This window comes from [Mycobacterium] manitobense (genome assembly GCF_025821665.1).
Taxonomy (GTDB): Bacteria; Actinomycetota; Actinomycetes; order Mycobacteriales; family Mycobacteriaceae; genus Mycobacterium; species Mycobacterium arseniciresistens.
The window spans coordinates 45,440-62,449 of record NZ_JACKSJ010000235.1 but is presented as its reverse complement, the minus strand read 5'-3'; the positions used below and the strand labels follow the sequence as shown (position 1 = coordinate 62,449).

The window sequence follows — 17,010 nt, the reverse complement described above, 5'->3', positions numbered from 1 at the left end:
TGCCGATGTTAGGATTCAGCTACTCTTTTCTGGCAAGGCCCGAGATCGGAGTGGACGTGCCCCTATCCATCGAGCTCGACAGGTCCAGCCCTGTGCCGCTCTATTACCAACTCGCCCAGGCGATCGAAGCCGCCATCCGCGACGGGGAACTCGCGCCGGGGGACCGGTTCGAGAACGAGCTCGCCCTCGCGAGTCGCCTCACGCTGTCCCGGCCGACGACCCGGCGGGCCATCCAGGAGCTCGTCGACAAGGGCCTGCTTGTGCGTAAGCGGGGTGTCGGCACCCAGGTGGTGCAGAACCCAGTCCATCGCCGGGTGGAGCTCACAAGCTTGTTCGACGACCTCGTCCGGGCCGGACAAGAACCCACCACCGAGCTGCTCGAGTACCACGCCGGCATCGTCGACGAACAGATCGCCGCTGAGCTGAACCTCGCCAAGGATCACGAGGTCGTCACCATCCAGCGGCTGCGGTGCGCCAACGGCGAACCGCTGGCGGTGATGACCAACTACCTGCCCGTCGAACTCGCGCCCGAGGCGGATCAGCTGGAGGCCAACGGGCTCTACCAGTCCCTGCGCGCCCGCGGCGTGCACATCCGGCTGGCCCGGCAGCGCATCGGCGCCAAGCCCGCCACCAGGACCGAGGCCCGGCTACTCGACGAGAAGGCGGGCGCCCCGCTGTTGACGATGTCCCGCACCGCCTTCGACGACTCGGGCAAGGCCGTCGAGTTCGGGGACCACTGCTACCGGGCCTCCCGCTACTACTTCGAGACGACGCTCGTCGACCGCTGACCCACGACCCTGGGCGCGACCTCGCCGAACGTGCGGCCACTGCGAGAAACGACCCGAAATCTCGCAGTGGCTTCACACTCGGCGAGTGTGAGCCGCCCGGGCGGTAGCGGCATGCACCCAACATTTGACGTGCAGTCCTAATGTCAGGACAAAGTATTGACATTCCGCTGTGAGCCGTATTACATCAACGGCGAGGCGTGTCGGCCGCCACTGGCGGACGCCGCGGCGAACTGACAGCGAGGAGACAGACAATGGCGTTCAAGCGGCTCGCGGCGATCACAGGGGCGGGCGTTCTGGCGCTGGCTGCCGTGTCGTGTTCATCGACCGGCGGGCGACCCGATTCGGCCGGCGGCGGAGACGGCGGAGGCACGGTCGACACCCCCCGCAAGACCATCGCGATGATCACCCACGAGGTGCCCGGCGACTCGTTCTGGGACCTGATCCGCAAGGGCGCCGAGACCGCCGCCAAGAAGGACAACATCGAGCTCCGCTACTCGAACGATCCCGAGGCGCCCAACCAGGCCAACCTGGTGCAGAGCGCCATCGACAGTGGTGTGGACGGCATCGCCGTCACACTCGCCAAGCCCGACGCCATGGCTCCCGCGATCAAGGCCGCCATCGACAAGGGCATCCCGGTGGTCGCTTTCAACTCCGGATTCGACAACTTCAAGCAGATGGGCATCCAGGAGTACTTCGGGCAGGACGAGAAGCTGGCCGGCATCGCCGCCGGCGAGCGCCTGACCAAGGACGGCGCGAAGAAGGTCGTCTGCATCATCCAGGAGCAGGGCCAGGTCGCGCTCGAATCACGTTGTGCGGGTGTCAAGCAGGGTTTCAAAGGGCCGAGCGAGATCCTGAACGTCAACAGCAAGGACATGCCGTCGGTCGACGCGACGATCACGGCCAAGATGCAGCAGGATCCGGCGGTCGACACCTTCGTCGCGCTCGGTGCGCCGATCGCGCTGACCGCCGTGCAGTCGAAGACCAACGCGGGCAGCAACGCCAACATCGTGACGTTCGACACGAACGCCGCGCTCGTCGACTCCATCAGTCAGGGCGACGTGCAGTGGGCCGTCGACCAGCAGCCGTACCTGCAGGGCTATCTCGCCATCGACGGGCTCTGGCTGTTCCTCAACAACAAGAACCTGATCGGCGGTGGTGAGCCGACGCTGACCGGCCCGTCCTTCATCGACAAGTCCAACATCGACGCCGTGGCCGAACTGGCCAAGGCCGGTACTCGGTAGCGGCAGGAGCAGAGAACATGACCACACAGGCAGATCTGGACGTCGCCGACCACAAGGTCATCCGCGACGAACGTGTCAAGGAGCGGAACCGCTTGCAGCGGTTGCTGATCCGTCCCGAGATGGGCGCCGGTATCGGCGCGATCGGCATCTTCGTGTTCTTCCTTGTCGTCGCGCCGCCGTTCCGCGAGGCGGGATCGCTGGCGACGGTGCTCTACGCCAGCTCGACGATCGGCATCATGGCGTGCGGCGTGGCCGTGCTGATGATCGGCGGCGAGTTCGACCTGTCGGCGGGCGTGGCGGTGACCTTCAGCTCACTCGCCGCGTCGATGCTGGCCTACAACCTGCACCTCAACCTGTGGGTCGGCGCGCTCCTCGCGCTGGTGCTCGCGCTGGTGGTGGGATTCTTCAACGGGTATCTGGTGATGAAGACGAAGATCCCCAGCTTCCTGATCACGTTGAGCACGTTCTTCATGCTCGCCGGCATCAACCTCGCGGTGACCAAGCTGGTTTCCGGCCAGGTCGCCACGCAGAGCGTGAGTGACATGCAGGGCTGGGACTCCGCACAGAAGGTCTTCGCCTCGTCGTTCACCGTCTTCGGCGTCAGTATCCGCATCACCGTGGTGTGGTGGCTGGTGTTCACCGCGGTGGCGACCTACGTGCTGTTCAAGACGAAGATCGGCAACTGGATCTTCGCGGTGGGTGGTGACGCCGACAGCGCACGCGCCGTGGGTGTCCCGGTCACGAAAGTCAAGATCGGGCTGTTCATGTTCGTCGGCTTCTGCGCCTGGTTCGTGGGCATGCACCTGCTGTTCGCGTTCAACACCGTGCAGTCCGGTCAGGGCATCGGCAACGAGTTCTTCTACATCATCGCCGCGGTGATCGGCGGCTGCCTGCTGACCGGTGGCTACGGCACCGCGATCGGGGCCGCGATCGGCGCGTTCATCTTCGGCATGACGAACCAGGGCATCGTCTACGCGGGCTGGGACCCCGACTGGTTCAAGTTCTTCCTCGGCGCGATGCTGCTGTTCGCGGTGATCGCCAACAACGCCTTCCGCAACTACGCAGCGAAGAAGTGATCCGATGACCATCTCTGTTGAAAAGCCCGCCCACGACGCCCCTTCCGGCGGCCGGGTACCGCTGGTCGAACTGCGCGACGTCGGCAAGTCCTACGGGAACATCACCGCGCTCAAGGGCATCTGCCTTCGGGTGCACGCGGGCGAGGTCACCGGCATCCTCGGCGACAACGGCGCGGGCAAGTCCACGCTGATCAAGATCATCGCCGGGCTGCATCAGCAGACCGACGGCGAACTCCTCGTCGACGGCGAGCCCACCCGGTTCGGATCGCCCGCCGATGCGCTCGGGAAGGGCATCGCGACGGTGTACCAGAACCTCGCCGTCGTGCCGCTGATGCCGGTGTGGCGCAACTTCTTCCTGGGCCAGGAGCTCCGCAAGTCGTCGTTCCCGTACTCGCTGGACGCCAACGCGATGCGGGCCACCACGCTGATCGAGCTGTCCAAGATGGGGATCGACCTGCCCGACGTCGACGTGCCGATCGGCTCGCTGTCCGGCGGGCAGAAGCAGTGTGTGGCCATCGCGCGGGCGGTGTTCTTCGGCGCCCGGGTGTTGATCCTCGACGAACCGACCGCGGCGTTGGGCGTCAAGCAGTCCGGCGTGGTGCTGAAGTACATCACCGCGGCCAAGGAGGCGGGCTTCGGCGTCGTCTTCATCACGCACAACCCGCATCACGCCCACATGGTCGGCGACCACTTCGTGCTGCTCAACCGCGGCCGCCAGAAGCTCGACTGCACCTACGACGACATCACTCTCGAGCACCTCACCCAGGAGATGGCCGGCGGCGACGAACTCGAGGCGCTGTCCCACGAGCTTCGCAGCGGCAAGTAGCGATTCGGGCGCGGTTTCGTTCGCTCAACGAACGAGACCGCGCCGAAATCGCTTCACGCGGGCCGCGCGCAGCGGCGGAGTTCGGCGAGGTAGGCCGAGATCGCGTCGCGGTTGCGGGTGAGGTGGTCGATCCGGTCGCCCATCCGGTCGCATTCGCGCTGCAGTACCGCGATGATCTCCGGGGACGCGTCGGCGAAGTGGATGTTCCGCGGTGTCTTCAGGCAGGGCAGGACCTGCCTGATCACCCGCGTCGGGAGGCCACCGTCGAGCAGGCTGCGGATCTGGGCGATCTGGTCGACGAATTCCTCGCTGTAGGCCCGGTACCCGTTGGCCGAGCGCTGCGGCACGATCAGGCCCTGGTCCTCGTAGTAGCGCAGCAGTCTGGTGGAGACCCCGGTGCGCCGCGCCAGCTCGCCGATCCGCATGTGACGCACCTCACTCCGGGGTTGACCTTCGCATCGATGTCAGGGTTCGACGATACCGCCGTGGACACCCAACTCATCACCTACACACCGATCACTGAACGACCGGCCATCCGATGGCCCGGCGGCGCCCGGGTGGCGTTCTACGTCGGGCTGAACGTCGAACACTTCGAGGTCGACCGCCCGTCGACCAGTATCCATCCCGACACCGCGGCGCTGACTCCCGACCCGCTGAACTACGGCTGGCGCGATTACGGACTGCGGGTTGGGATTTGGCGCCTCGTCGAGATCTTCGACAGGCACGGGATCCGGCCGAGTGTCCTGCTGAACTCCGATGTGGCGCAACATTACCCGCAGGTGATCCGGGCCGGCGTCGACCGCGGGTGGGCGTGGCTGGCGCACGGCAGGAACAATTCCACGCTGCAGACCGATCTCGGCGACGACGAACGCGACTACCTGCTCGAGGTCCTCGACACCATCGAGAAGGCCACCGGGCAGCGCCCTTCCGGCTGGCTCGGCCCTGCTCTGACCGAAACATTCCGCACGCCGGAACTGCTGGCCGAACTGGGCGTCCGCTACACGCTGGACTGGACCAACGACGACCAGCCCTACCCGTTGCGCACCCCCGGCCTGCACAGCCTGCCGTATTCCGTGGAACTGAACGACATCCCGCTGTTCGTCGGCAAGAGCCTCCCCGGTGACCAGTTCGTCCAGATCGTGAAGGACCAGGTCGATCAACTGCACGCCGACGCCGAACACAGCGGCAGGGTGATGGCACTGGCGCTGCACCCGTTCGTGACTGGCCAGCCGTTCCGCGCCAGATATCTCGACGAGGCGCTGCGCTACGTCGTCAACCATCCCGACGTGTGGGTCACCACATCCGATGACATCTCCGCCCACTACCTCGCGGAGCGAGGGTGACCGACACCTCAATTCGGCGGCAATTCACCAGGTCGACATCCGTTGCACGGGTGCGTCGACGTGCCGATTCGCCGGAGATGGGCACAATGGAGCCATGGAGCCACATCCCGCACGGAGCCGCGCCTCAGCGTGGCGCGATCCGATGTCGGTCGGCTGGTCTGCCCACCGGCAACTGCTGATGCTGCGGTTGCGGTGGCACGAACGCCGGCACGCCGACACCGACCGCAGGCGGCCGCTGGGACAGCTGAGCCAGCGGCTGCACACCAACCGACGCCCCTAGCGCGGCGCCATCCCGGCCGCCCGGTAGGCGTCGTCGACATAGGCCATGTTCTCGACCGCGTCGGCGAGATCGATCGGAAGTGGCGCACCGGTTTCCACGTGGGCGGCGAAGACCGCCAGCTGATAGGTGTAGGACGGTCGGGTGCCCAGCCGTTCGACCGAGACGCCCGCCGCGGTGCGCACCGTCACCCGGTCGTCGTCGTGGGGCTTGATGAAGTCGTGCACCAGCACCTCGCCCATGGTTCCGGCGATCCGCAGAGTGAACGAATAGTCATCCGCGACCATTGAATTCGTCGACAGGCCGGTGGCCCCGCCGGGGAAGGCGACCTCGACGTCGCAGCGGGCGTCCACCCCAGGGAAGCGCTGTTCGGCACGGGCGCTCACGATCGACGGGCGGCCGAGCCTGCGCAGCAGATGCATCCCGTAGCAGCCCAGGTCCATCATTGCGCCGCCGGCCATCGCCGTCGACCAGCGTGGATCGTCGTCCGCCGGTGCGGGCATCGCCATCCGGACCTCCGCGCGGACCAGTTCGCCCAGCGTGCCGTCGGCCGCGAGCTGCAGCGCCCGCTGGGTGACCGGGTGGAATAGATAGTGGAAGCCCTCCATCACCGTGACCCCGGCGGTGCGGGCGGCATCGGCAACCTGACGCGCCTCGATGTGGTTGCGGGCGAACGGCTTCTCCGTCAGCACCGGCTTGCCGGCTGCGACGGCCGCCAGATTCCACGGGGCGTGCAGCGCGTTGGCCAGCGGGTTGTAGACGACGTCCACCTCCGGATCGGAGACCACGTCGGCGTAGGTGCCTGCCACCCGCTCGATGCCGTGCTTGTCGGCGAACGCCCGCGCGCGGTGGGGGTCGCGCGCGGCTACGGCCACCAGCCGGTGACCCAGTTCCCGCGCCGGGTCGACGATGGCGAACTCGGCGATCCGGGAGGCGCCGAGGACACCGATGCGCAGCGTCACACCGTGACCGCGCGGCAGACGTCCTGAAGGAAGTCGACGCTGGCGCGGACGTCGGCGACCGGCCCGGCCCCCGTCGGCTCGCCGTCGAGGATGGTGTCCTGTTCCATCACGAACCAGCCGTCGAAACCGTTGGCGCGCAGCGTCGTAACGATACCGGCGATATCGACGTCACCGGCGCCCAGCGGGGTGTACATACCCATCCGGACGGCCTCGGTGTAGGTGAGTTCGCCGGACTGCACCCGCGCCGCCAGCGCCGCATCGACGTCCTTGAGGTGGGTGTGCGCGATCCGGTCGGGATGTTCGCGGGCCAGCCGCAGCGGGTCGGTGCCGCCGATCAGCAGGTGCCCGGTGTCCAGGCACAGCGGGATCGCCGAGCCCGATAGCACCCGCTCGACGTCGGCGCGGGTCTCGACCATCGTCCCGACGTGCGGATGCAGTACCGCGAGCAGCCCGCGCGCGGCAACGACGGCGGCCAGCCGGTCGAGGTTGGTCAGCAGTGTGCGCCACTGGTCGTCGTCGAGGACGGGCCGCGAGTCGTATCCGTCGGCGCCGGTGGCCGCGGCGAGCACCACGACGCCGGCGTGCGCGTCGACCAGTGCCTCGAGCGGACCGGCGAGGTCGTGGATCGGGTCCTGAGCGGCGTCGTGAGCCACCACCGGCACGAAGCCGCCGACGCACTCCAGTGCGTGGGTGCGCAGCGTGGCCTGCAGCGCAGCGGGGTCGGTGGGGAGGAAACCCTCCGGGCCGAGTTCCGTCGCCGTCAGCCCGACGTCGTGCATCTCGGCCAGCACGCGGTCGGGATCCAGTTGATGGCCCCAGCCCGGCACCTCGCAGACTCCCCACGAGATCGGCGCTCCAGCGATCTTGATCGGATTCATGGAGTTCATCGGTTACGGACCTCCTCGACGCGCACCGGCGCGTTCTTGTGCAGGGACTCGGTGGCGGCCTCGGCGAGCCACGCCACCTCGACGGCATCGGCGACCGTCGCTCCCCGGATCGGGCCGCCCCTGGTGACGTCGACGAATGCCGCCAGCTCGGTGCGGAAGGCCTCGGTGAACCGGTCCATGAAGAAGTGGTGCGGCTTGCCGGTGGGAAAGTCGCTGTGCGGGTCGAGGTTCCGTACTGGCGCCCCGGAGTCCCAGCCGGCGACCACAGTGTCGTCGAAGCCGTGCACCTCGAGGCGGCAGTCGTACCCGCGGGCGTTGTACCGCGCGGCCGAGACCAGGCCCATGGCGCCTCCGTCGAAGGTCACCACCACGGCGGCGGTGTCCACGTCGCCGTAGTCGGCGAACAGCGGATCGCCCTGCCGGGTTCCGGTCGCGTAGACCTCGACCGCCTCCTGGCCGGTGACCCAGCGCAGCACGTCGAAGTCGTGCACCGCGCAGTCACGGAAGATGCCGCCCGAGCCCCTGATGTAGTCCATCGGCGGGGGAGCGGGGTCCATGGTCGTGCTCCGCACGGTGTGCAGGGTCCCTACCGAACCGTCGTCGACCGCCCGCTTCACCGCGGCGAACGCTGCGTCGAAGCGGCGCTGGTAGCCGACCTGCACCGGCACGCCGGAGCGCGCGATCAACTCGGCGACCCGTGCGCTCTCGATGGCGGTCGAGGCGATCGGCTTCTCGCAGAACGTCGGGATGCCCCGTTCCACGGCGGCGAGGGTGAGCTCGGCATGGGCGGGTGTCGCGGCGGCGACGACCACGCCATCGACGCCGGAGGCGAGCAGTTCGGCGACGCTGTCGACGGCCTTGACCCCGTGCTGGGCCGCGACGGCCGCGGCCACGTCGGTGCGCTCGTCGGTGATCACCAGGCCGTCGATTCCGTCTATGGCGCAGAGCGTTTCGGTGTGGAAGGCGCCGATCCGGCCGAGGCCGATCACTCCGAGGGTGGTCATGGGGTTCTCCGATCGTTGTGGGCGTCGAGCACGGTGTCGAGTGCGGCGAGGGGCAATCCGTCGGCCAGGGCCGCCAGCACGGCGTCGACCTGACTCGCCGGCGCGAGGTTGCCGAGGGGTTGATCCCGGTCGAGGTTGGTGGGGAACGCGTAGCCCTCGGCGGTGGCGTTGACGACGTTGGTCAGCTCCCGCTCGGAGCGGCCCGCGGCCTTCATGGCGAGCAGCGCCGGGTAGACGGCGCGCACCATCGCGGTGCGGTCGAGTGACTCCATCGCCCGACCGAACGGCGAGGAGACCTGCAGCAGGTTGGCCATCCTGCGGATGTCGGCCGACGTGTTGGACCCGGCACCGTGGTAGAGCGCCGGATTGAAGAACACCGCGTCGCCCTTGCGCAGCGGCACCTGCACGTGATGCGCCGCGAAGTAGTCGATGAACTCGGGTCGGTGGAAGGCGACGTAGCCGCCGGCGAACCGCTGCGAGTACGGCAGCAGCATGGTCGGCCCGCTCTCGAGCGGCATGTCGCAGTGCGCCACCGCACCCTGCAGCGTCAGGGCCGCCGACAGCCGGTGCAGGTGCGCCGGATAGCGGGTCAGCTGGTCGGCGTCGACGAATCCGAGGTGGTAGTCGCGGTGCGGAACCTGCGCCGCACCACCGGGATTGACGACGTTGACCTGCGAGGTGACCTGGTAGCGCGGCCCGAGCCAGGCCTGCGACACCAGGGCGAGCGCGTCGGCGGCGTAGTACTCGGCGAACACCTCGGGGGCGAACAGGGCCAACTTCTGGGCGGCGTTCCAGATGCGGTCGTTCGCGCCGGCCTCGCCGAAGTGGTCGCCCGCGGCGGCGCCCTCGGTGCGCTGCGCGTCGATCAGCGCGGTGAACGCGGCACTCGCGCGGTCCACCACGTCGTGGGCGAAGGCGTCGGTGAACACCACCACTCCGGGCCCGTCGGCGAGTGCCCGGATCAGTTCGGCCTGCAGCGCACGGCGGTCCGGGTGCGCCGGCGCGTCGGCCGGGTACACCGGCACGCCGGCCCGGACGTCGCCGGCCAGCGGATAGTCGGCCGGATCGGTGGTCCGCGAGACCTGCGCATGGAAGTCGTCGAGGCGGCAGTCGGCGTCCTCGATCCACGCGCCGTCCGTGGTGGTCACTGAGGCGGTCATGTCCGATAGTCTTGCGGTGACCCACCCCGCAATCAACGGCAAAAAGCCCTCAAAAAACCCTCATTGATCTGCGCGGGAAAAGAGGACCCAGACCCATGGCGCACCGCTACAAGGTCCGCGAGATCGCCCAGCAGGCCGGGCTGAGCGAGGCGACCGTCGACCGCGTGCTCAACAACCGTGCCGGCGTCCGGGAGAACACCCGCGCGGAGGTGGCGCAGGCGATCGCCGACCTGGACAAGCAGCGGGCGCAGCTGCGGCTGAACGGCAGGCGCTACCTGATCGACGTGGTGATGCAGACCCCTCGGCGGTTCTCCGACGCCTTCCGCACGGCCGTCGAGGCGGAACTGCCCGCCTTCGCGCCGGCGATGGTGCGGGCGCGCTTCCATCTGTGGGAGTCGGGGGAGACCGCACAGATGGTCGACGCGCTGGCCCGCATCCGTGGCAGCCACGGCGTGGTGCTCAAGGCGCAGGACGATCCGGAGGTCGCCGCGGCCGTCGACCGGCTGGTGGCCGCGGGCGTCCCGGTGGTCACCTACGCCACCGACGTGCCCGCCAGCGCGCGGTCCGGGTACGTCGGCATCGACAACCACGGCGCGGGGGTGACCGCGGCCTACCTGATGGACCAGTGGCTGGGCGCGTCGCGATCCGACGTACTGATCACGTTGAGCCGCACGGTGTTCCGCGGCGAAGGCGAACGTGAGGTCGGCTTCCGCTCGGCCCTGCGCGGCTCGGGCCGGGGCATCGTCGAGGTCAGCGACAGCGACGGTATCGACGCGACCAACGAGCGGCTGGTGCTCGAGGCGCTCGACCGGCACCCCGCCATCGAGGCGGTGTACTCGGTCGGCGGCGGCAACACCGCCACGGTGGCGGCGTTCGAGAAGGTCGGCCGGCGCTGCCGGGCGTTCATCGCCCACGACCTCGACGCCGACAACCTGCGGCTGCTGCGGGACGGGAGGATCTCGGTGGTCCTGCACAACGACCTGCGCGCCGACGCGCGGCTGGCGATCCGGTCGATCCTGGCGCAGCGGGGAGCGCTGCCCGCCGAACCCGTGCGGCCGGCGCCCATCCAGGTCGTCACCCCCTTCAACCTGCCGGTGTGACGATGGAGTCGTCGTCGGGAGACAATCCCCGATAACATTTCGCGCCACGGCCCGAGGTGGCCACAGGGTGAACGGGGAGGGGCAGCGGTGCGACAGCTCGTCGGCGGGGTGACCGTGATGGGGAACCTCGCCGTCGACGTGATCAACGGCGCGGCGCCGAGCCCGGGAGGCTGTGCGTCCTTCGCCGGCGTCGCCCTCGAGGCGATGGCGGGGCCGGGACGCATCATCGGCATGGCCGCCGAGCGCGACCACGCGCTGTTCGATCCGCTGGTCGACCGGTTCGGCGCCTTCCTCCGCGTCCTGCCCGGACGGCGCACCAGCAGCTTCCGGCTCGACTACGTGGACGTCGACCACCGCACGATGACCGTCGAGGCCATCGGGCCGGTGTGGGGTGAGGCGGAGATCGCGGCCGCCGACCCGGACACCACCTGGATCCATCTCGCCCCGCTGCTGCGAGGGGACTTCCCCGCCGAGACGCTCGCGCTGCTCGCCCGCCGCGGGCACCGGATCGTCTACGACGGACAGGGGCTGGTGCGGGCCGACCGGCTGGGACCGCTGACGCTGGACCGGCACTTCAGCGAGGAGATGCTGCCGCACCTCGCAGTCCTCAAGCTCGCCGAGGACGAGGCGGTGATCGTCGCGGACGGCGAGTTCGACGCGTCGACCGCCGAACGGCTCGGAGTGCCCGAGATCCTGGTGACCTTCGGGTCCGAGGGCTGCGACGTCTACACCGACGGTTCGGTGATCAGGGTGCCCGCGGCGTGGCAGGTGAGCGGCGTGCAGACCACAGGCGCCGGCGACATGTTCACCGCCTGCTACACCGCGAACAGGTCGGCGGGCGCGGTTCCCCACGAGGCCGTCGCGCTGGCCAGTGAGCTGGTGGCGCGCGAACTCGACAAGCGCCGCCAGAAAGAACCCGTCGGACGGCCCTGACGTGCTGCTGAGCAGCTGCTCAGCAGTGCTAGCCAGGTGCTACCGATGGGTAACTTTTCCTTAGAAATGACAACACGTGAAAACGTGACCAACGACACACATTGACGGGTGTCAACTTGTCTTTCACGTCACTGAGCAGCGAATACTACCGACGTGGCCCGGCGACCTGCGGGTGTGTGTGGTAAAGCCTCGCCTAAGAGAAGTGCAATAATCGGTACTGACAGTGACATCAAACGGCGACGCGCCGCTGCGCGAAGCCGAGACCTCCGTGGGTTCCGCCCGGCGGCGGGTAGTCATTGACCGCGACTCGATCACAGCACCACGACCCGGGAAAGGCAGGGGGATGGGCTCGAACGGCAACGCAGCTGGTCCGGCAGCCAGTCCAGCACAGCCACGGCAGAAGCTGGAGAAAGTCGTCATCCGATTCGCCGGTGACTCCGGCGACGGCATGCAGTTGACCGGTGACCGGTTCACCTCCGAGGCGGCGTTGTTCGGCAACGACCTCGCGACGCAGCCGAACTACCCCGCCGAGATCCGTGCACCTCAGGGCACGCTGCCCGGCGTCTCGTCGTTCCAGATCCAGATCGCCGACTACGACATCCTCACCGCGGGTGACCGCCCGGACGTCCTGGTCGCGATGAATCCCGCGGCGCTCAAGGCCAACGTGGGCGACCTCCCGCGCGGTGGTCTGGTGATCGCGAACTCCGACGAATTCACCAAGCGCAACCTGGCCAAGGTCGGCTACGAGGCCAATCCGCTGGAGAACGACGAGCTGTCCGACTACGTCGTGCAGGCCGTTCCGATGACCACCCTGACACTCGGCGCGGTGGAGGCGATCGGCGCGACCAAGAAGGACGGCCAGCGCGCGAAGAACATGTTCGCCCTCGGCCTGCTGTCCTGGATGTACGGCCGCGAACTGCATCAGAGCGAGGCCTTCATCCGGGAGAAGTTCGGCCGCAAGCCCGACGTCGCCGAGGCCAACGTGCTCGCGCTGAAGGCCGGCTGGAACTTCGGTGAGACCACCGAGGCCTTCGCCACCACCTACGAGGTCTCGCCCGCCAAGCTCAAGTCCGGCGACTACCGGCAGATCTCCGGCAACACCGCGCTCGCCTACGGCATCGTGGCGGCCGGACAGCTCAGCAACCTGCAGGTGGTGCTCGGCACCTACCCGATCACCCCGGCCTCGGACATCCTGCACGAACTGTCCAAGCACAAGAACTTCAACGTGCTGACGTTCCAGGCCGAGGACGAGATCGCAGGCATCGGCGCGGCCATCGGCGCCTCCTACGGCGGCGCACTCGGTGTGACCAGCACCTCCGGCCCGGGCATCTCGCTCAAGTCGGAGGCGATGGGTCTGGCCGTGATGACAGAACTGCCGCTGATCGTCATCGACGTGCAGCGCGGCGGTCCGTCGACCGGTCTGCCGACCAAGACCGAACAGGCCGATCTGCTCCAGGTGCTCTATGGCCGCAACGGTGAGTCACCGGTCGCCGTGCTGGCACCGCGCTCTCCGTCGGACTGCTTCGACGTCGCCGTCGAGGCCGTCCGGATCGCGATCGGCTACCACACCCCGGTGGTCATCCTCTCCGACGGCGCGATCGCCAACGGCTCGGAGCCGTGGCGGATCCCGGACATCACCACCTATCCGTCGATCGAGCACACCTTCGCCAAGACAGGCGAGCCGTTCCAGCCGTACGCCCGTGATCCCGAGACGCTGGCCCGCCAGTTCGCGGTCCCCGGCACACCCGGTCTGGAGCACCGCATCGGCGGGTTGGAAGCCGCCAACGGTTCGGGCAACATCTCCTACGAGCCGAAGAACCACGACCTGATGGTGCGGTTGCGCCAAGCCAAGGTCGACGGCATCGCGGTGCCCGACCTCGAGGTCGACGATCCCAGCGGGGACGCCGAACTGCTGATGCTGGGCTGGGGCAGCTCGTACGGCCCCATCGGCGAGGCGTGCCGGCGGGCGCGGCGCAACGGCATCAGTGTCGCCCAGGCGCACATCCGGCACATGAACCCGTTCCCCGCCAACCTCGGTGACGTGCTGCGTCGCTACCCGAAGGTGGTGCTGCCGGAGATGAACCTGGGCCAGCTCGCGATGCTGCTGCGCGCCAAGTTCCTCATCGACGTGCAGTCGGTGACCAAGGTGGAGGGCATGGCGTTCCTGGCCGACGAGGTCGAGGGCATCATCGACGCCGCCCTGGAGGGCACACTCGCGGAGAAGGAAATCGACAAGGCCAAGTTCGCACGACTGGCCGCGGCCACCATCGAGGGCCCCGGGCAGGACGACGTGGAAACCGATGCGACCGGTGTGGGAGTGAAAGCATGACCGACCTAGTCGGATCCGATCTGAACCTGACCCCGCTGTCCAAGACGGCTCATGTGCCGACGACGGACCAGCCGCAGAAGGGCAAGGACTTCACCAGCGACCAGGAGGTCCGCTGGTGCCCCGGTTGCGGTGACTACGTCATCCTCAACACGATCCGGAACTTCCTGCCCGAACTCGGGCTGCGGCGGGAGAACATCGCCTTCGTCAGCGGCATCGGCTGCTCGAGCCGGTTCCCGTACTACCTGGAGACCTACGGGTTCCACTCGATCCACGGCCGGGCGCCGACCATCGCCACCGGCCTGGCACTGGCCCGCGAGGACCTGTCGGTGTGGGTGGTGACCGGTGACGGCGATGCGCTGTCGATCGGTGGCAACCACCTGATCCACGCGCTGCGCCGCAACATCAACCTGACGATCCTGCTGTTCAACAACCGGATCTACGGTCTGACCAAGGGCCAGTACTCGCCGACCTCCGAGGTCGGCAAGATCACCAAGTCGACGCCGATGGGCTCGCTGGACTACCCGTTCAACCCGGTGTCACTCGCACTGGGCGCCGAGGCCACCTTCGTCGGCCGGGCGCTCGACTCGGACCGCAAGGGCCTCTCCGAGGTGCTCCGCGGCGCCGCTGCGCACCGGGGTGCAGCCCTGGTGGAGATCATGCAGGACTGCCCGATCTTCAACGACGGCTCGTTCGACGCGCTGCGCAAGGAGGGCGCCGAAGAGCGCCTGATCAACCTCACCCACGGCGAGCCGATCGTCTTCGGCGCAGACGGGGAGTACTGCGTGGTCAAGTCCGGATACGGCCTGGAGGTCGCCAAGACCGCCGACGTGTCCGCCGACGAGATCGTGGTGCACAACGCCCAGATCGACGATCCTGCGTACGCCTTCGCCCTGTCGCGGTTGAGTGAGCAGAACCTCGAGCACATGGTGATGGGCATTTTCCGCCAGGTCAGCAGGCCCACGTACGACGATGCCGCCCGCGGGCAGGTCCGTGCGGCCCGCGAGGCGCGCCCGCACGACACGGCCGCACTGCAATCGCTGCTTCGCGGCAGGGACACCTGGACCGTCGACTAACGTCGCAGAGGTGACGCCCGCCGTGCCGCTCGCCGCAGTCGTACTGGCCGGCGGAGCGTCCCGGCGGATGGGACGCGACAAGGCCACTCTGGTCATCGACGGCCCGGCGGGACCCGCCACTTTGGTCGAGACCGTGGTGGCCGCTGTCAGCGGTCGTTGTGCGCCGGTGCTGGTCATGGCGGCTCCCGGCCAGCGGCTGCCCGTATTCGACATCGCACCCGAGCCGTCGGTGCTGCGCGACGAGGAACGCGGCGTCGGACCCCTCCTGGCCACCGGCCGCGGCCTGCGTGCCGCCGCCGAGGCGGGGCTGGAGTGGGCCTTCGTCTGCGCGGTGGACATGCCATACCTCTCGGTCGATCTCATCGACGCCCTCGCCGGCCCGGCGGCACGGCTGCGCCCCGACGTCGTGCTGCCCTGGGACGGCCGTGACCACTACCTGGCAGGCGTGTACCGGACCGCACTGCACGAGCGCATCTCGACACTCGTGGCGGCCGGGGAACGTAGCATGCGAGCTCTGGTGGACCGCGTCGACACCCAGCGCATCGTCATGCCGGAACAACGGGCGCTGACCAACGTCAACACCTCCTCCGATCTCGGCCGACTCAGCCACCAGTGAACTCCAGCAAATTGCCGTGAATAGCTGAATTCAACAGCCCGGACGCTCCTATTTCGCCGTCATCGTCGAATGCGCCGGATTCGGTGCCGTTATTCAGTGGCGGCAATTTCAATGTTTCGGCGGTCGAATTACCGCCCTGCGGCGGCACGGGGGATCCGATGTGCCTGCGCCGTACGGAATTTCGCTTGACCTGCGGTTGATGTCGTTGCCGGGAAGACGTTTCCCGAGGCGCGTGCAGGACGACGCGTCTGTCCGGGCGATGTCGTGACGAGGGGTCGGTCCTGGATCCGCCCGGTGACGGTGCCGGACCCAGCGGACGGGACCGAGTGAGGCATCCCCTCGCGAGATTTCGAGAGATGCCGAAACCCGTTGCGTGCCGGGGGCACCCGGCCGCCTTCGGCCGGCGTGCCCTCCGGCTCCGGCCGGTGTCGTCGCGCTTGGAGCACCGACGGCTCATGGCCGATCACGTTGTGCGACAGCACGACTCCTACAGCATCCGCTTTTGCACACACAACAGCCGTCAGCGAACCGGCTCGCCACGAAGTGCCCGGTTTTGGCGGCAGAAGGCCGATCCGATACCCGTTGATGTTGCCGCACAAACCCGATTCGGCCGCCGATTGCTCCCGAAGCGGGTAACCCAGGTCACATTTTGTGCGTGAACTGCCTCACGATCATTCGCGAGCGTAACGATATTGCGGTCCGCGTCGATACCGCCGCTGACCTGCACAAGCATGCGCTGGGTCGGCGTCGTGATCTGTCCGTGATCAAACCGGGATCGGTGTGAGGACGATATGACTTCTCTCGAATCGGTTTTGTACGGTTCGACCCGGCTTCGGAATTGGAGCAAATAATTTCAACACCGAGAACCTGCGTGTGAGCGGGTCCGCGTACGGGTGGGGACACCCCGCGGCCGCCGGGATCCACCCGGCGGGGCGAGATCGCCGCCCCTGGCGTGCCTGACCGAGACGGCACGCCCCGGCTTCCCAGCCTCCTGTGAGGCGACGCGACCCTTCCGGGGCCGTCGCCGGCGCGCGCTTGGCGAAAGGATCGAACTTGAAGAACATCCGCAAGACGTTTGGGCTGGCCACCATCGCCGGGGCGCTCGCCGTGGCCCCGATGGCACTGGCGACCGGTACCGCGAATGCGGACAGCGGCGTCAACTGGGACGCCGTTGCCTCCTGCGAGTCCGGCAACAACTGGTCGACCAACACCGGAAACGGCTACTACGGCGGCCTGCAGTTCGCCCTGGGCACCTGGAAGGGCAACGGCGGCTCCGGCATGCCGCACCATGCCTCGCGCGAGGAGCAGATCCGCGTGGCCGAGAACGTGCTCAACAGCCAGGGCATCGGCGCATGGCCGGTGTGCGGTGGGCAGGGCTGATTCATCGCAGCTGAT

At 68.0% G+C, this 17,010-nt stretch carries 19 protein-coding genes; 13 read left to right on the top strand and 6 right to left on the bottom strand.

Translation table 11 applies throughout. The features are described from left to right. The first annotated feature begins 5 nt into the window (after positions 1-5). The 4 genes from H7I41_RS25500 (at position 6) to H7I41_RS25485 (ending at position 3,931) form a co-directional block, all read left to right on the top strand. A complete protein-coding gene (locus H7I41_RS25500) occupies positions 6-788 on the top strand; it encodes a GntR family transcriptional regulator (RefSeq protein ID WP_276009652.1) in 783 nt (260 codons plus the stop codon). Between the two features lie 251 nt (positions 789-1,039). Then, a complete protein-coding gene (locus tag H7I41_RS25495) occupies positions 1,040-2,029 on the top strand; it encodes a substrate-binding domain-containing protein (RefSeq protein WP_264015419.1) in 990 nt (329 codons plus the stop codon). 17 nt (positions 2,030-2,046) lie between these two features. Next, a complete protein-coding gene (locus tag H7I41_RS25490; protein WP_264015418.1) occupies positions 2,047-3,105 on the top strand; it encodes an ABC transporter permease in 1,059 nt (352 codons plus the stop codon). A 4-nt stretch (positions 3,106-3,109) separates the two neighbouring features. Then, positions 3,110-3,931, top strand: a complete 822-nt coding sequence (locus tag H7I41_RS25485) for an ATP-binding cassette domain-containing protein (RefSeq protein WP_264015417.1) — start codon at positions 3,110-3,112, stop codon at positions 3,929-3,931. A gap of 53 nt (positions 3,932-3,984) precedes the next feature. On the opposite strand, the gene H7I41_RS25480 is transcribed toward H7I41_RS25485, so the two are convergent. After that, positions 3,985-4,356: a MerR family transcriptional regulator gene (locus tag H7I41_RS25480; protein WP_264015416.1), complete on the bottom strand. Its 372-nt coding sequence runs from the start codon at positions 4,354-4,356 to the stop codon at positions 3,985-3,987. Positions 4,357-4,392: 36 nt separating this feature from the next. Here H7I41_RS25480 and H7I41_RS25475 point away from each other — a divergent pair, with 36 nt between their 5' ends. Both H7I41_RS25475 and H7I41_RS25470 read left to right on the top strand, forming a co-directional pair. After that, entirely contained in the window at positions 4,393-5,274 is an 882-nt protein-coding gene (locus H7I41_RS25475) for a polysaccharide deacetylase family protein (RefSeq protein WP_372503805.1), read from the top strand. Between the two features lie 94 nt (positions 5,275-5,368). Further along, positions 5,369-5,554: a hypothetical protein gene (locus H7I41_RS25470; RefSeq protein ID WP_264015414.1), complete on the top strand. Its 186-nt coding sequence runs from the start codon at positions 5,369-5,371 to the stop codon at positions 5,552-5,554. Here H7I41_RS25470 and H7I41_RS25465 read toward each other — a convergent pair. The 4 genes from H7I41_RS25465 to H7I41_RS25450 are packed head-to-tail and all read right to left on the bottom strand — an operon-like array spanning position 5,551 to position 9,564. Further along, positions 5,551-6,513, bottom strand: a complete 963-nt coding sequence (locus tag H7I41_RS25465) for a Gfo/Idh/MocA family protein (protein ID WP_264015413.1) — start codon at positions 6,511-6,513, stop codon at positions 5,551-5,553. The two genes, H7I41_RS25470 and H7I41_RS25465, sit on opposite strands and share 4 nt — an antisense overlap. Beyond that, the gene (locus H7I41_RS25460; protein ID WP_264015600.1) at positions 6,510-7,391 is read right to left on the bottom strand and encodes a sugar phosphate isomerase/epimerase family protein; all 882 of its coding nucleotides are present in this window, start codon (positions 7,389-7,391) and stop codon (positions 6,510-6,512) included. Before H7I41_RS25460 ends, H7I41_RS25465 begins: the two co-directional genes overlap by 4 nt. 5 nt (positions 7,392-7,396) lie before the next feature. Next, complete coding sequence (locus H7I41_RS25455; protein WP_264015412.1) at positions 7,397-8,404, bottom strand: Gfo/Idh/MocA family protein; 1,008 nt, start codon at positions 8,402-8,404, stop codon at positions 7,397-7,399. Then, the gene (locus tag H7I41_RS25450) at positions 8,401-9,564 is read right to left on the bottom strand and encodes a phytanoyl-CoA dioxygenase family protein (protein WP_264015411.1); all 1,164 of its coding nucleotides are present in this window, start codon (positions 9,562-9,564) and stop codon (positions 8,401-8,403) included. The genes H7I41_RS25455 and H7I41_RS25450 overlap by 4 nt, the downstream gene beginning before the upstream one ends. Positions 9,565-9,659: 95 nt before the next feature. Between H7I41_RS25450 and H7I41_RS25445 the strand changes: the two genes are divergently transcribed. The 5 genes from H7I41_RS25445 to mobA all read left to right on the top strand — a co-directional run bounded on the left by H7I41_RS25445 (position 9,660) and on the right by mobA (position 15,615). Then, entirely contained in the window at positions 9,660-10,664 is a 1,005-nt protein-coding gene (locus tag H7I41_RS25445; protein ID WP_264015410.1) for a LacI family DNA-binding transcriptional regulator, read from the top strand. A gap of 108 nt (positions 10,665-10,772) precedes the next feature. Then, on the top strand, positions 10,773-11,597 hold the full coding sequence (locus H7I41_RS25440) for a PfkB family carbohydrate kinase (protein ID WP_264015599.1): 825 nt from the start codon (positions 10,773-10,775) through the stop codon (positions 11,595-11,597). Positions 11,598-11,940: 343 nt separating this feature from the next. After that, on the top strand, positions 11,941-13,926 hold the full coding sequence (locus H7I41_RS25435; RefSeq protein WP_264015409.1) for a 2-oxoacid:acceptor oxidoreductase subunit alpha: 1,986 nt from the start codon (positions 11,941-11,943) through the stop codon (positions 13,924-13,926). Then, a complete protein-coding gene (locus tag H7I41_RS25430; RefSeq protein WP_264015408.1) occupies positions 13,923-14,999 on the top strand; it encodes a 2-oxoacid:ferredoxin oxidoreductase subunit beta in 1,077 nt (358 codons plus the stop codon). The genes H7I41_RS25435 and H7I41_RS25430 overlap by 4 nt, the downstream gene beginning before the upstream one ends. A gap of 10 nt (positions 15,000-15,009) precedes the next feature. Continuing rightward, a complete protein-coding gene (gene mobA, locus H7I41_RS25425) occupies positions 15,010-15,615 on the top strand; it encodes a molybdenum cofactor guanylyltransferase (protein WP_264015407.1) in 606 nt (201 codons plus the stop codon). On the opposite strand, the gene H7I41_RS25420 is transcribed toward mobA, so the two are convergent. After that, on the bottom strand, positions 15,602-15,763 hold the full coding sequence (locus H7I41_RS25420; protein WP_264015406.1) for a hypothetical protein: 162 nt from the start codon (positions 15,761-15,763) through the stop codon (positions 15,602-15,604). The two genes, mobA and H7I41_RS25420, sit on opposite strands and share 14 nt — an antisense overlap. A 507-nt stretch (positions 15,764-16,270) precedes the next feature. On the opposite strand from H7I41_RS25420, the gene H7I41_RS25415 reads away from it, so the two are divergent. Further along, positions 16,271-16,399, top strand: coding sequence for a hypothetical protein (locus H7I41_RS25415; RefSeq protein WP_264015405.1), 129 nt, complete (start codon positions 16,271-16,273; stop codon positions 16,397-16,399). Positions 16,400-16,668: 269 nt separating this feature from the next. Next, complete coding sequence (locus tag H7I41_RS25410) at positions 16,669-16,995, top strand: transglycosylase family protein (protein WP_302471835.1); 327 nt, start codon at positions 16,669-16,671, stop codon at positions 16,993-16,995. Positions 16,996-17,010 lie beyond the last annotated feature (15 nt).